Annotated in this window: 11 protein-coding genes; 1 reads left to right on the top strand and 10 read right to left on the bottom strand. The window is 50.8% G+C overall.

Features of this window, described 5'->3' with window-relative positions:
• Nucleotides 1-476 precede the first annotated feature (476 nt).
• The 4 genes from MHY13_RS10630 to MHY13_RS10615 form a co-directional block, all read right to left on the bottom strand.
• On the bottom strand, nucleotides 477-902 hold the full coding sequence (locus tag MHY13_RS10630; protein ID WP_239283080.1) for a hypothetical protein: 426 nt from the start codon (nucleotides 900-902) through the stop codon (nucleotides 477-479).
• A 684-nt stretch (nucleotides 903-1,586) separates the two neighbouring features.
• Nucleotides 1,587-3,494: a hypothetical protein gene (locus tag MHY13_RS10625; protein WP_239283079.1), complete on the bottom strand. Its 1,908-nt coding sequence runs from the start codon at nucleotides 3,492-3,494 to the stop codon at nucleotides 1,587-1,589.
• A gap of 307 nt (nucleotides 3,495-3,801) precedes the next feature.
• Nucleotides 3,802-5,070, bottom strand: a complete 1,269-nt coding sequence (locus tag MHY13_RS10620) for a hypothetical protein (RefSeq protein WP_239283078.1) — start codon at nucleotides 5,068-5,070, stop codon at nucleotides 3,802-3,804.
• Between the two features lie 113 nt (nucleotides 5,071-5,183).
• Nucleotides 5,184-6,092, bottom strand: coding sequence for a UTP--glucose-1-phosphate uridylyltransferase (locus MHY13_RS10615; RefSeq protein ID WP_239283077.1), 909 nt, complete (start codon nucleotides 6,090-6,092; stop codon nucleotides 5,184-5,186).
• A 166-nt stretch (nucleotides 6,093-6,258) separates the two neighbouring features.
• Between MHY13_RS10615 and MHY13_RS10610 the strand changes: the two genes are divergently transcribed.
• Nucleotides 6,259-7,380: a hypothetical protein gene (locus MHY13_RS10610; protein ID WP_239283076.1), complete on the top strand. Its 1,122-nt coding sequence runs from the start codon at nucleotides 6,259-6,261 to the stop codon at nucleotides 7,378-7,380.
• 119 nt (nucleotides 7,381-7,499) lie between these two features.
• Here the strand turns inward: MHY13_RS10610 and MHY13_RS10605 are convergent, their stop codons facing one another.
• From MHY13_RS10605 to MHY13_RS10580, 6 genes are all read right to left on the bottom strand, one after another.
• The gene (locus tag MHY13_RS10605; protein WP_239283075.1) at nucleotides 7,500-8,585 is read right to left on the bottom strand and encodes a glycosyltransferase family 4 protein; all 1,086 of its coding nucleotides are present in this window, start codon (nucleotides 8,583-8,585) and stop codon (nucleotides 7,500-7,502) included.
• A complete protein-coding gene (locus tag MHY13_RS10600) occupies nucleotides 8,572-9,249 on the bottom strand; it encodes a hypothetical protein (protein ID WP_239283074.1) in 678 nt (225 codons plus the stop codon). Before MHY13_RS10600 ends, MHY13_RS10605 begins: the two co-directional genes overlap by 14 nt.
• Nucleotides 9,250-9,251: 2 nt before the next feature.
• On the bottom strand, nucleotides 9,252-11,435 hold the full coding sequence (locus MHY13_RS10595) for a glycosyltransferase family 2 protein (protein WP_239283073.1): 2,184 nt from the start codon (nucleotides 11,433-11,435) through the stop codon (nucleotides 9,252-9,254).
• Complete coding sequence (locus tag MHY13_RS10590; RefSeq protein ID WP_239283072.1) at nucleotides 11,435-11,827, bottom strand: hypothetical protein; 393 nt, start codon at nucleotides 11,825-11,827, stop codon at nucleotides 11,435-11,437. Before MHY13_RS10590 ends, MHY13_RS10595 begins: the two co-directional genes overlap by 1 nt.
• An 83-nt stretch (nucleotides 11,828-11,910) precedes the next feature.
• Complete coding sequence (locus tag MHY13_RS10585) at nucleotides 11,911-12,852, bottom strand: NAD-dependent epimerase/dehydratase family protein (protein ID WP_239283071.1); 942 nt, start codon at nucleotides 12,850-12,852, stop codon at nucleotides 11,911-11,913.
• A gap of 156 nt (nucleotides 12,853-13,008) precedes the next feature.
• Nucleotides 13,009-14,196, bottom strand: coding sequence for a glycosyltransferase (locus MHY13_RS10580; protein WP_239283070.1), 1,188 nt, complete (start codon nucleotides 14,194-14,196; stop codon nucleotides 13,009-13,011).
• Between the last annotated feature and the right edge of the window lie 75 nt (nucleotides 14,197-14,271).

The following is a 14,271-nucleotide window of genomic DNA, read 5'->3' as shown; positions in this document are numbered from 1 at the left end:
TCTGCCAAGATGCGGTCTTCCACGAGACGGACCACACGGTCCTTCACATCCTGGTCAAATTTCCTTGGCATGTTCCAGATTTTCCCATCTACTCAAACGGAACAAAACCTGGGACACTTCATAATACCGCGGAATAGTGCTCATCAACATCTAAGAATCCGCCCGCATCCTCTTCTATCCCTTAGCCCCGTCCCCATGTGCCGCAAGGCCTTGTTTTACATCACAATGCGCTATTAAGACCTTATACAAAAGAAAAATGGGCTTTCCAACAGCTGAATTCTCTAACCCGTTGTCTACGACGAGTACTTCTTTAGCGGCCCTAATTCACGGCTCCGCCTCCTTGTCGAGGTACATCACCAAAGCAGACCCCCAAACGTCCCAAACCGCCTTCCGATACTTTGCTCTCAGATCGAAGGACCCCCACCCTAATAGCCGAGCTTCCCCCGAAACCCAACACCCTAGAAAACTCGCCACCCCTACTCTTCCCCTTCCCTCTTCCTAGCTTCCCTACGCTCACGCCTTCGAGCACGTTTTGCTTTGCGAATGTCAACGACCCAACGCGGAACAAAAGGCCACGGAAGCGGGATCCCGAAACCACCCGTCATCCCGACAGCTCCGATAAAGACAGCTGTCAAGAACACAACCCGCAGCACTGAGTCGACAAACTCAGGAGGGTTCATGCTTTCAACCAACCCTAGGACACCGCCAGCACCCAGCATTAGCGAGCAGTAAGGATAATAGAAGAGGACACCATCACTTGCTGCACCTTCCCAGGCGCTTTCGTCGTACCACTCTTCCGATCGGGGATTCCTCCGCACGTCCAGGATGTAGTAGGTCCAGAAGAGCACCGCGACAAGCACTAGCCCGACGTATACGAGCAGCTCGGTAATATCCGCGTCCATAGAATATGGCCTCCTGTGGCTGCTGGTAGCGGTATGTAATAAGACGCTACCAGCGCCCGCTGAGTAAGGCATGAGACTAAACAAAATACGTATGCAGAAAGCACACCGGCCACGGAGAAAGTTGTAGGCCCAAACATTTGTCGCGCCTGTAGTCCTGCGCCCTTAAGGCCTTTAGCATGCCCGACTTCCGCAGCATCCGCGCCGCGCAAACGCCCCCGCCTTCGCTCTGCCCACCATCGAGTACTCTGCCACAGCCTCGCTTGCCGACGCCCCTTTCCACCCCGCCCACAACGACCCAGCACTTTTGAGCCGCAGTCCGCGCCCCACTCGCCCGCGCAGTGGTACACAATGTGGCCTACCTGCCGCACCTCGCTTAGCACTGCCTCCCGCATAACCCCCTACATCCGAACCGGCGCACCGCACTTCCATAAGGCTGCCGCCCTGCGCCCGGAGAGATTCTGATCCATAGAGAAAACCAACGTCGGCGAATCGAAACTCCGTAGCCTCAGCCAACCATGAGCCGCGCCGCGGGCGCTCGTTAGGGCCGGGGCATAAAGAGGAGCGGCTTCCCCAATTGTTCCCCGTCACAAGCGAATCGGCCCACTCTGCACCTAGTGTGAAACCGGTACATTCCACCGCAGAGTTCACACAAACCTGTCCCCCTGCCCAAATCACCGAAGCCAGTTATTGTGTCGGAAGGTCATGACGCAGGGTCCGCTCCCCAGCCGGCTTTTGCTTGAAGAACTTCACCGCAGATACGCCCATCCGCGTAGCTCGCGACCATGATTCCGATCCAGGCAAATTCTTCTGGAACGTCTCCTCAAGGTACACGTTGTCACCTGGACGCAGGTTATCTATGGAGAAGTTGATCGGCCCACCGTATTCCGCTCCATCAATCGCGAACATCGAATTACCATTAACTACGATTGCTAATTGCATGTAGTTCTTCGCACCTGGGTTTGTGTACGGCTGGTGGACTCGGAAGCAAAGGGTTCCGCCCATCCTCACAGAGTGCAAGAAGACACGCATCCGGTTTCCTGCCTGCAATGTATTCGGCGGCATCCTGAATGACTTCTTGATTTCGACATCGCAAAGATGATCACCCTGAGTGCTTACAATCTCTGCTGACAAAGGCGCGCGACCCGAGCCATTGTTGAGCTGTTCCCTCTTTAAGTCACGCCATGCAGAATAGAGAGTCTCCTGGGAATTAACAGGGTACCGGTTGAGCTCTGGGGCATTTCTTTCAATTAAGTCCCTAACGACCAGACCTCCCCTAACTTCTGGTTCGTCGAATGCCGCCATTAAGTCCCTAACGCGGCGAATTCCTGCCGGAGCCCAAGTATCAAACGCTGCATCGAGTTCATTATGAATCTCTCCGAGCCATTTGCCATGCCTGAATTCCCAGTAGGTAAGAGCACCGCGGCCGTATCCATAAAGATTCGAGTCAAAGCCCAAAGCCTTTAGCCTCGGAGAAACGTCTACCGGGAAGTCACCCTGGCATTTTTCTACTAGGGCGCCAAACGACAGGTTCGTATTCCCTGTTCGAGAAAGCTCGATAGCGTTTCCACGGATGTTCAGCCATGCCCCCTCAAAAACTTTGCGATACGAAGCAACCAAGCGGTTCCCGTGGAAGCCCACCGTATTATTTTCCAAGAGTTGTTCTAGTTGGTCATCCACCTTTTCGAGTGACTCCATGTCGAAATAAACATGGTCCTTCAAGTCGCAGGATGACAGCATCTGGCGCACGATCGACTCGTCATTTTCCATCGTTCGGCCAAAGAAAGAGCCTCGTTGTGCTAGGCCTTCCTCACGTTTTGCAAGACCGTAGGTATACCCCACGATACGATCCCAGTAAGGCTTGGCCATTGCAAGGACAAGCCGACTATCGACCCCGCCGCTAATTGAAAATGCAATCTGCGGATAGCGGTCAAAGTACTGCGACTGTGCCGCACGCCAAACGCGCTCAATTTCGGCGAACTTGGATTCCGAATCCCACTCATAAAAGGGATTAGCTTCACGCGGATAGAAGCGCAGAGTTTCCCTCTCGCCCCAGTTCAATTTGTGGTTGGGGAGCAAGTGTCGCACTTCCTTGTACGGTGTTAAATCCGCAGCCCACTGGTACTCGGCAACACGAGCATTCTTGAGAGAATTGGAAAGTAACTTGTGTGGGGAAACTTGGTTCAAAAGGTGCAAGTGGGAAGCCGCAACTGGTTGGTCAGCCGAGTAGTACACCGTCCTGTTTCCAATTGCGTCGTTGTAGATCCAGGTTTTCCCCTGAAGGTTCAAAACAATAAGATAACGACCGCACAGATAGTCAAGCTCGTCTTCGAACAATTCAATCGACTCTTGTGCCAGCCGCAAAAGGCGATGTGCCGAAGGGTCGCCCTTTCCACCCTCCGAGCCCGAAGCCCAGTGCCCCCTAATGATCAAGAAATCTCCATTTTCAGCAGAGGCTTGATCTTCGTCCACGAAGCTATCGCTCCACCACCAAAGACCATTCGGTAAAGCTCGCTTTTCAAAATGTGCGATAGAGCCAAAGTCTCTGTTGGACAATACAAAACCACTGGCAAACGGAAGGCTTTTCTGAGTCATGCACGTAAGCTTAGCTTGGCAGACCTTCGCTTTGCCGAATGCCCCAGCAAATCAGTTCCTACTAGAAACAACGTGCTGAAGTCCCGCTCGGTATGCCCCTCCCCGCCAAGTGCACTCGTTTACCACTTCCCCCATAGGCTGCCACTGCTTCTGGAAAGCAGTTAATCAAGACTAAGCAGTAAAATTGCTTGGCGCCTCCTCTATTGCGCACCTCAAGGCCCCGTTTCCGCGGCATCTAGACGTCGATTCCTCAAAGAAGCGTCGTTCCTGGAGAGATGTCACCGTCGCTCGTGGTGTCTGAGTGCACCTACAATGAAACCTCAGTTGCTACTGATTTGGAACAGAGCCGCAGCATCACGCGAGGTTGCTCTGCTGCCCCATTCCAGCTCCATTTGCGGAGAACAATGCGAGCTCGCGTAGCTGACTCTGGGATTTGGAAGTCTTGATGCTGGTTCCAGCGAGTTGGGGTTACTGGTTGTGAATAAACGAAGGCACTCTGAAGCCCGTCAGACCAGCTTAGTCCTAGCTTCTTCGCCAGCTGCTTATCCATCTCTGCCTCATCAAAATGGATTTCTACTGCAAATGCCTTCTCAGGTAGCTCAACCGAAGAGCTAAGCTCCACTGAGCACGCTCTGGTTAATGGAGGAAGCTGATACGTCTGCTCGAAAAGAATCGGATACTTTTCATCGATAGCGCCAGCAGGAAGAGCAGCTGACCGACTGACTTTGATTTCCTTGTTAACGCCGCTCGATTTAATTTCCACACCTGCCAGATTGGTCCGCAATTCACTAGCGGATTTCGATGCAATCGTTGTTTCCAGAATCTGTACCAGTGATTCTTTAGCCGGAGCCACGTGCCCTGCCCCTAAATCCGGCAGCAGTTCAATTAGCTTGTCTGGATTGCCGCACATAGCTTTAAAGGCCGCAAAATGCTCGTTGAGATGATGAGAATCTCCCTCATTTTGCACGTAGACAACCAACGAATCGTTGCCCTCGGCATAATCGCGCGCCACGTTGCCGTCAGACGGAAGGCGTTCGCTCCCCTCTTCAGCATGCCAAGCTTTACGCAGGTAGTAAGGAAAGTACATGTACCGTGCTATATCAACCTGGGGGTTAACCGCCACAGCAACTGCCTCATCGAGACGGGCAGCATATTTAAGGGCAGCCCAGCCACCAGCAGAAGCACCAAAGAATATAGGGCGCGTACCTTGTGATACGACTCGGAAAACCTCCGTCAGTGTCTCAATCAGGTCCGGTTGTTCAAGACTTCCCGCATACCACCCCAGACTAAGCGTCCGGTCAAGAATCATGGAAGGATCCGACACTAAGAGGACGTTCGCGTCGAGGGACGAGGTCAACCCGCGACCGGTCCAGAATGGAACCTCTCGAACCTTCGAGGACGCAGCGCTAAAACAAATTACCGTGTTTCCAGCCTGCCTGTTTGTCCAATGAAGGTGAATAGGAAGCTTATCTTCAATCGATATTGCACCGCTGGAGCTTGGATCCCAGCGTCGCCGAAACTCTTCTACCGACGAGAACTCTTGAAAGCCCAGGTTTTTGACCGCTCGCCGAGCCATACGCACGTCATTCCTTCTGCGCTGTTCAGCGCTCTTACACCATTAAATCTCGAGACTAGCTTTGTTTTGCCCGCGAAATTCCAAACAGAAATCCACCTGGCATCAGCAAAATCTTATCCCAGTTCTGGTCGGTACTTCTCTAGCAATGCTTCCAAATCCTCGAACAATGCTGGGCCGTACTTCGGGTGGCGAAGGCCAAACTCGACACTAGCTGGAATGAAGCCAGCGGGATTACCAAGGTCATGGCGGATGCCATCGTGGACCACGACGTGGACGGGATGCCCCTCCGAAATGAGGAGATCGATGGCGTCAGTAAGCTGCAGCTCCCCACCCTTGCCCGGCTTGATCCGGCGCAATGCATCAAAAATGGCGCGATCCAGCAGATAGCGTCCTGTAGCGACCAAATTCGACGGCGCGTCCTCGACCGCAGGCTTCTCCACCATACCCACGACTTTTTTAACACGGTCATCTTCGGTGTGCTCGATATCGAACACGCCATAACTTGATACGTGCGCAGGGTCCACTTCCACTGCCAAGAGCACCGAACCGCCGTGCTCTTTGCGCACCCGAATCATCTCACTCATCGCGGCAGTGGGTTCAATAACGTCGTCAGGGAGCATGACCGCAAAGCAGTCTTCATCATCATCCAGAACAGACTCGGCCAAACCTACAGCGTGTCCTAGCCCTAAGGGCTTCTCCTGAGTCACAGCAACCGGATGAATAATCTCTGCCGCGCGCTGTACCTTCGCCGCCTGCTCGTCCTTGCCGCGTTCACGCAAAATTTCAACAAGTTCAGGGAACTCATCAAAATGGCGCATGACCTCGTCTTTGCTCGGCGACGTCACAATCGCCAGCCTCGACGCGCCCGCCGCAGCAGCTTCTTCAGCAATCATCTCGATACCAGGCGTGTCAACCACTGGAAGAAGTTCCTTTGGAACTGTCTTCGTGGCAGGCAGGAAACGGGTGCCCATGCCAGCTGCGGGGACTACGACGGTGTGGACGGAATTAAGAGAATTCGACATGTTTCTAGGGTAACTTCTTACACGAGATGGACTAGTTAGACCCTGCTGATCTTATATAACCAAGGGCGTATTCTAGTAATAAACCTTTTCAAGGACTTTCGAGAGTCCCCGAACGAACACAGAAAGGTCACTGTTGTCCCCACAGCTCTTCACGACGAACCCAATCGTGCTTCCCCACAATTCTGACATCCGCCGTCATCCACCGAGAAAGCTAGAAGACCAACAACCTGATTATTACAGCAAATTCGACTTCAACACTATATTCTCAGATGTATTCAAAACCGATTCAAAACTGATTGCAATAGGCCCCCCGTTTTTGAATTTGCTCCCTACACTGAAGAGTGCTTCTTTTTTCCTTAACTCGGCACAGGTTCCCAAGGAAGCTATAGAATTCCATGAACAAAACCGCTGCAGCAGATTGGAAATAGACTTAGCTAAACTCTCATTTCCCGTCGTACCTGAGCACTTCACTATTCGTTGCCCACACTTCAATTTGTCGTGCACGGTAGGTTCTTCCCATTTTGATGTATTTCGGGATAAAAACGTGTTAGTCACGTTAAGCCGAGACAATGACCTTGAAGTGATCCGAAAATGGATTGAGCTTCATGTTTCTGCCAATAAGATCGACGCTGTAATTTTTGTGGACAACAAATCGTCTCAATACTCTAAGGAAGAACTTCTTGATACACTTTCTGGCATTAAAGGACTCGACGTTTCATATTTAATTGACTGGCCCCACTTGTACGGACCAACTGGAGGTCCCAACCAAAAGTGGGACTCGGACTTCGGCCAACATCAAGTTTGGGAATGGACTCGACGTAGGTTTCTAGAAAAGGCGCGAACTGTCACCGTTTCAGATGTCGATGAACTTCCACTTACTGAAAGTGGAGCCCCAGTTGGCGAAGTTGCTTTAAAAACCGAATCGGGGGTTTTCGCTTATCCGATGCGTTCCGTAGTTCCGCGGTTAATCCCCAATGCCGAAGTACGAGACGTCCGACTATTCTCCGACTTCAACTATTTCCAGCCGGGCTCTACTGGCTCGAATAAGTATACCTATGTTCCTTCAAAGCTAGGAGATTCTCAGCAACTCCTAGTACATCGTGTTGACGGAACTGTTCCAGAGACGCCTGAGCCTACTTTTGCTCGTCATTTCATTGGTCTACACCGCAACTGGCGAAATGGAACCTTTGCCTACACAGCAGAGTCGTTGAGTACCGGTAAAGGGTCGAATTGCGTTGATACTGCACTTGCCCGTGTTTTGAATCAAAATCCCGAATCACTCGGTTAGAGCAGATTCAAACTATCTTTTTCGAGGTTGCTACCGCTTAATATTTGTTTACAGGTCATAGCAACCTCGAAATGACAGATTCAAAATGTAACAAGCTTACTCCAGAAGGAGTTAGCATCTTACTCGCACTGCAAGGCCGATAGCATCATTCCGTTTACTATATTTTGGCTATTGCTTTGTTTGATGACAGCTCGGGCTACGGAAACCGCTCGGTCATAGGCCGAAGAAGAGGCTAACTCTTTAAGGTCCCCCGAAACTGAGGTCGGCGTAAATCTAAAGACACCGTGGTCGCCGAAATTGCTCCAAATACCCGCACGCAAATTCTTTCCAGTCTGAATACCCACAGTTGCACGGGCGCCAGTACCAAGGCAGAGGGAGCCAGAGGCGAGCGCCCGCATGCCGGCCATTCCTGCAGTGACGGTTAGGAATGCGTTATTCATCATCTGCGGGACGTCCTGTGGAAGTACCCACCCGTGCATGACGTGTGAGACATTTTTCAGCTCGCGGGAGAGCATTCGATATCGTCGATCGAAATAGTCACGAAGAGGGCCATCACCACAAACATCAATCTGCCATTTAATGTCCGGGTACAGCTCGCTTAGAGCACGGACTGCTTCCTCTACCGAATCAATCTGCGGTGTCTTGTCTTTGGAAAGACGAGAAGCAGTCACGATATGGCCTACGCCATCCTTGAGCTTTTCATCGTGGCTCAGAAGTGGTAATTCAAATACTTCATCGGGAGCTGCATTGGGAAGATTTGAAACCTTCCACGGTGCCACGCGCCCAAATCTTTGAACGAAATGCACTAGAGAAGGGCTTGCCGCGACGAAAGCATCTACTTGGTCGGACCACTCGTACATAAAATCATGGTATGCACCATGAATCATGACGACGTGCTCCTTCTGGGCAATCTCGTTAGCTACGAGTCCGAACTGTCGTGCCGCCGGGGCGTGGGAGAAAATCAGATCAAAATTTCCTTCCTCCCCTACTTGCTGCGCGACCTTTTTCCAGCCCTTTTTCCAGTTGACAACCTTAAATGAGGCGCCCGTTGCTTCCGCGCGCTCTTTGAACACAACGCCGCTGCCGACGAAAGTAACCTCATGACCTTGCTTCACCAACGCAGAGGCTGCATCAACGGTCCACTCGTGAACGCCGCCCCACTCGGCGACAGTTCGAACCGGCATCAAAATCTTACGCTTGGACATCGTTTAGCATTCCTTCCAAGATCTCGCTGCTTACTACAGTGAGCTGTATTCCGATTGCAGCGCAAAGCTCAGCTAGTTCTTTCTTGCTCTGTTCGCCTTCGCCTATGCTGTCCTCCACTACAAGGGAAGAAGACCTCCAGTCGCCTGCTAGTAGCAGTCCCAGCGCAACGTTGAACCTAAGTTCACTACTGTGCCGACTGTCCGCGAACACCGACTTATTGACTGCAAATTCGACTCGATCTAGAGAAAAGAGCTTTCCAGTCCACTGTGCGCTGTCTCGAGTTTGAATAAGTACGTTTCGGCCTTTGCCTTCTGGTTGAGCAGGTGTTGCCTCACTACGGTAGTCCGCAAGGATCAGCTGAGTATGATTCTCTGGTTCTGCCTGCTTCAGGGGATTCACGTTGAGGTGCGGGGAATACTCGCCAAAGAGGCGTCGGAAAGTGCGATCAAGCTCGAGGGAAGCCTCGGGCGACGAAATAAAATGTCCATTGTCGAGCGCTCCAAAAAGGAGACTACCTGCTAGCAATGCATTCAACGGTTGCACGTTCATCAAAGTGATATCTGCACGAAGCTCCCGTGGAAAGCTCAAGACATCTGTAGCATCGTCAGCTTCTTGACGAAGGCAGAATTTGCCGTTGAGTTGATTCTCGTAATCGAATTTCACCGCTACATACCTGCCAATCCGGAATCATCAATGGAAGCAGCCACCGCTTCCAGCTCACGTGTTGCTTGGAAAGACGGGAGGAATTCCTTTGGATCCTCATTAAGCAGAAGAATTTCCGCTTCATTAAAGCGATCCGTAAATTCTCCGAGCGCTTGGACTGCTTCACAGGATGTTCCATAACCGACCAAATACATGGTCGTGCTAAAGCCGAATTCACCTGTGCCGATAACCCGCCTCAGCAGCTTCTGATTTTCAGCTTGCAGCTCGTCCTCAGAAATCCATGCATCTTCATCGAGGTAAACGACCACATAGTGCAACTTATTGTCCAATTGCTTGGACTTCTCCGCCATATGGACAAGGCGCCCCAACACGGCCTTGCGAACCCGAGCCGCTACTTCCCGTTGCATGATCTCGAAATCTTCTGGGGAAATTAACTTTTCGGCTTCATCTTCTTCAGACGGAACCATTGACGGCTTAACTACAAAATTCTTAACGCCTATTTCCCTCAGTTGAACCAAATCTTCCTGAGAGACATCTTCAAGCCTTGCCTCTTCGAAAAGAGACTTTCCGGTTTGCAAATCTCGTCCAGTAAGAATCGTAGTGACTCGGTCTGGCATATCAGCGGCACGAGACTTAGTCACCGTATTGCCAGTGAAGACAAGATCCCGTTTAACGAGGTGATCAGGAAGGTAACCGCCGAAATTGGCATGCAGGTTACCCGTGCCCGGGGTCGAGGGATATTTATTACCTTTACCCAGAGCCGCCATCTGTTCATATCCACGCCGAGAGGTTAGGAACCGATTGGCCAGTTTTGAAAGGGTGTGACCGGCCTTCTGGTTATCCGTATCTTGTGCGGTGATTTGAAGATCGTGTACACGACGCAAATACATAAACTTCTGGACGTGAAGCCAGCGCACGCCAGAGTTCATTAAACGAGAAGCGAGCTCATGGTCTACCGATGAAGTCAGCCGTTCATCATAGCCGAATTGCTTAATCAGCCATGTTGGAACCGTCCACGTGCTGTGTCCCGGACCGGCACCATTAAAAGCAATCATCTTCTCGTTAAATCCGGTGCGGGTAAGAAATCCACGCAGTTCACCGGTAGCGTCGTCAAAGTTTATCCAACTGCCATATGTAGCATCTACCGTGTCGCTCAACGGAGCGATGCCATCTAACAACCTATCTGGGAGCATTAGATCGTCGTCATCATGGACTGCCGTTAACAAGCAGTTTGAGTGTTGTGCCGCTGTATTCCTAGCGGCGGCAACTCCTAGGCTTTCTGCATGAGCGACAAACTTGATCCGAGGGTCCCCCAGTTCCTCTACCAAATTCTTCACATTGTCCTGATCTTCGGAGCCATCATCGACAACCACAATTTCAAATTCTTGAAAGCTCTGGTACCGAACCGAATTGATGCTTTCTACTAGCATCTCCTGTCGGTCCTTGGTCGCGATAGCCACTGTAATAAGTGGCTTTCTAAGTTCCCTTGGCACTGACCACTCTTCGAGATTCCGGTAAAGAGTATGGTTTGCCAGCGCTATGCTTTTGGCCTGTGCTTCTGACACTGAGTCTTCTCGAAGCTCATCCCGTGGCACGATCGTTGCAATGTCTTGAGCCGGCTTTTCAAAGTCAAAGCCACCCCGCTTTTGGCGAAGAAAGAAATCGAAGCCCAAGGCATCACAGAACTGCTCATTTTCATCATAGCCACGCATTTCCAAGAAATGCTTCTTCTGAATGAGGAACGCCTGGCCTAGTCGCTCGCTAGAAAATGGAAGAGCCGAAGCGAGTTCGGGGCCAACTTGTTCGGAATTGCGATTCGCTACATAGCGGCTAATAGGTCTGATACCTCGCTCACTACGAAGCTGATACCAAGTAGTTTCTGCGCCAGTCGGTATCCTCAACCAAAATGGCTTTTCCAAGAATAGAAGTGTTTCTTCTGCAGCCTCCGCGGCAATCAAGTTAAGGCGTTGGGCTACGTTATATTCCTCAACTGGTTGCCAAACCGTGAAAAACTCGTCCCGAAGTGCGAATAGCTCATCCAATTCCTCTTCATTATCTATCGAGCCGGCTGCAGGAAGCGAAAGCTTACATTCCGCTATTCCTGGGATCCCACGCAAGTGCTCAATGAAAGGATGCCACAATTTCCTTTCGGAGGGCAGAGAATTTAGTACTACCGATACGCTCATTAGTCCTTAATCCTTTTGGTCCAGGTCAAACCAAGTTCATCGTCTTTCACAGTTACCAGTAGCGAATCCTGAACTCTCCGGGCCAACTCCTTATCCTTCTCTTTCCAAGGGGAGATCTCTACTACTGCGGAACGTGCTGGAGCATTTAACATGATTGGCTTTATTACTTCCGACTGTTTACCGGGTTCGCCAGACTTCAAGTAGCGAAAACTGCCGCCTAGCTTTGGAGACCAAGATGCGCTGACTTCTTCTGGTTCCAACCGCTTGCCTTCAGAATCGAAGAAAGCAAAAGTAGCAACGAAGTCTCGGTATTGATACTCAAAAGGTGTTGCTAGAGCCAGCGAGAACTCCTTAAACTCACTGGGGAAAATGACATTTGGCCGATTTTGCATAGGGAAAAGTATATCCTTTTAGAAAGTAAGTCGCTGACTAAGGAAGCGGAGGGAAAGCTGCTAGGAAAGGCACTAGTGTGGGTCTAGCAGCGCCGTGCCCGGAAATACGAAACGGTTTCAGCCAGCCCCTGCTCAAGCTCAAAGTCTGGTTTCCAACCTAACTCCGCATCCGCCAAGCTCGAGTCTAATGATGACCTGGGGAGGTCACCTAGGCGAGCTGGAAGCATCGTTGGTTCAGCCGCCACGCCTACTTCGGCAGCAATGAGTTGATGCAAGGCTAGGTCAGACGTTTCACGACCCGTGCCAATGTTGTACCGCGTACCGTCAACTCCTTGTTGGGCTGCAAGGATAAAAGCCCGTGCGACGTCCTTTACAAAGACGTAATCCCTAGTATTGTCTCCTTTACCAAAAGCGAAAGTTTCTGCGCCTTCCAAGAGCTTTTGGGAAAAAATAGCTACTACTCCAGCTTCTCCATGTGGATCTTGCCTTGGTCCGTACACATTTGCAGGTGCTATGAATGCCGTTTCAAGGCCATAGAGATAGCTAAAAGACTTTAGATAGAGTTCACCGGCTACTTTGGAGACCGCGTAAGGAGACTTTGGGTCTACTGGGGTCTTTTCAGAAACGGGGAAGGAATCAGGTTCACCGTAGATAGCCCCTCCCGATGAGGTATGCACAATTCGACGCACGCCGCAGTCCTTCGCGGCCGTTGCCATTCTAATTACGGCGGAAATATTAGAATCCGCGTCTGTGAGTGGTTCTGCGACCGACTTCCTCACATCAATTTGTGCTGCCAGCGAAAAGATCACTTCAGGCTGGTGTTCTTTGAACAAAGCAGGAAAGTCGACCGTCCGAATATCGTCCTCAACGACTACAACCTTTCCCGACGCCTGCGCGTCTACCAAGTTTTTCATGCGGCCATGGGAAAAGTTGTCTAACACGACGACCTCATGCCCATTTTCCACAAGCAAATCCACGAGATGCGAGCCGATAAAGCCCGCGCCGCCGGTCACCAAGGTCTTCATAAACAACTTCCTTTCCTTCACAGGCTACTTTACGGTAAGCGTCAGGGATACAAGTATGCGGGGTATACTTGCAGCATTTTTGCCTCCCCCTGCTGTTGGATTGAGGGCCCACATTAGGTGGGTTGGTAGGTAATTGCAGTACCTGGGCGGCACTAATCAACGCGCATGAATTTTGTAATCAAGTTGTTTACGCTGCTTACCCTTTTCGGATTCAAATTCCGAAATGATTCGAATGTTCCATTCACCCACGTTGAAATTTCCAATTAACGCAAAATCTCCAGAAGCAGCATCAAGTTTCACGCTAGCCATTTCACGGTAAATTCCGGTCTTGCCGGTGACGTGCAGAGAAACCGCCGCTCCATTATTCGTTAGGCCAGTAAATTTGATGCGTCCTGCCTTCACCTTTGCTTTGTGCATGGGCTGATACACATAAAGAAACGGAACAGTCGGATCAAAAATGGAGGAATTAGTCTTTACGATTTCCCGCTTCAGCTGCTTCATTGAAGTCTTGAGCTGTTCCATCTTCCACAGCTCGCCCTGAGCTCGGCGCCATGTCAGGCCGATAGTTGCGGGCATGGAGGCTTGAAGTTCCACCCACTCTCGCAAAGCTTCGAGGTCGATGCCGAATCGCTCCACATCTGCTGCAGAAATCTTTCTCCAGGCATCAATGCCGCCTACTCGCTTCTCATACGAACCGTCAGCTTGTTTATGGTAGGTGTACAGAAACTGTGGGCTTCCAACATCCGATGCTACTGACCTATATCCAAGGCGCTTTGCGACCGAGAGCCACTTGACATGATTCTGGAACATGACCTTGTCAAGTTCGGTCAGTTTCCCATAAAACACCGTATTGCACGGGTGCGATGCATAGGTCAGATTACCTACTTCTTGGTCTGGAGCATTCAGCGCAAATCCCTTGGCCATAGAAACTACGGCAGGCTGGTCAGGTTCCTTTGCAATCTCATTAAAAACGTTGTCAAAGAAATCGGCAGCGATTGCATCATCATCGTCAATTCGAAGTACTGCGACCCTTTTTGACGGCGGCACTAAGGCTTTCGCAGCGTTCATGATTGCATCTCTTGTTTGAGAGTTACTTTCCACGAAGACAAATCGGACAAAGTCCTGAGCTCCGTCGGACACGATAGAATGCAATTCCTCATAAACTTGGGTAGGGATTGCACTATCTAGAACGATGTACCAATGGAAATTCCGCCCCCTGAAGCGAGACAAACTTGGTACCGTAATCGCTTTCAATAATTGCAGACGAGCTGCCCACCATTTCTTATCAAAGACACCGATTCCGCACCGTGTTACAGCAACGATTGGAGTTTCCTGGACAGACAAACTTTCCTCCACAAGGTGACGAGGTGGTGAGCATTTACGAAATGGCTGATAGACAGCAAGGCGGGTCAAAGCTGA

The sequence above is a fragment of the Corynebacterium sp. ACRPE genome (assembly GCF_022347435.1).
Lineage (GTDB): Bacteria > Actinomycetota > Actinomycetes > Mycobacteriales > Mycobacteriaceae > Corynebacterium > Corynebacterium tuberculostearicum_D.
The sequence above is the reverse complement of the archived record's forward strand: the minus strand, read 5'-3'. Positions and strand labels throughout refer to the sequence as shown.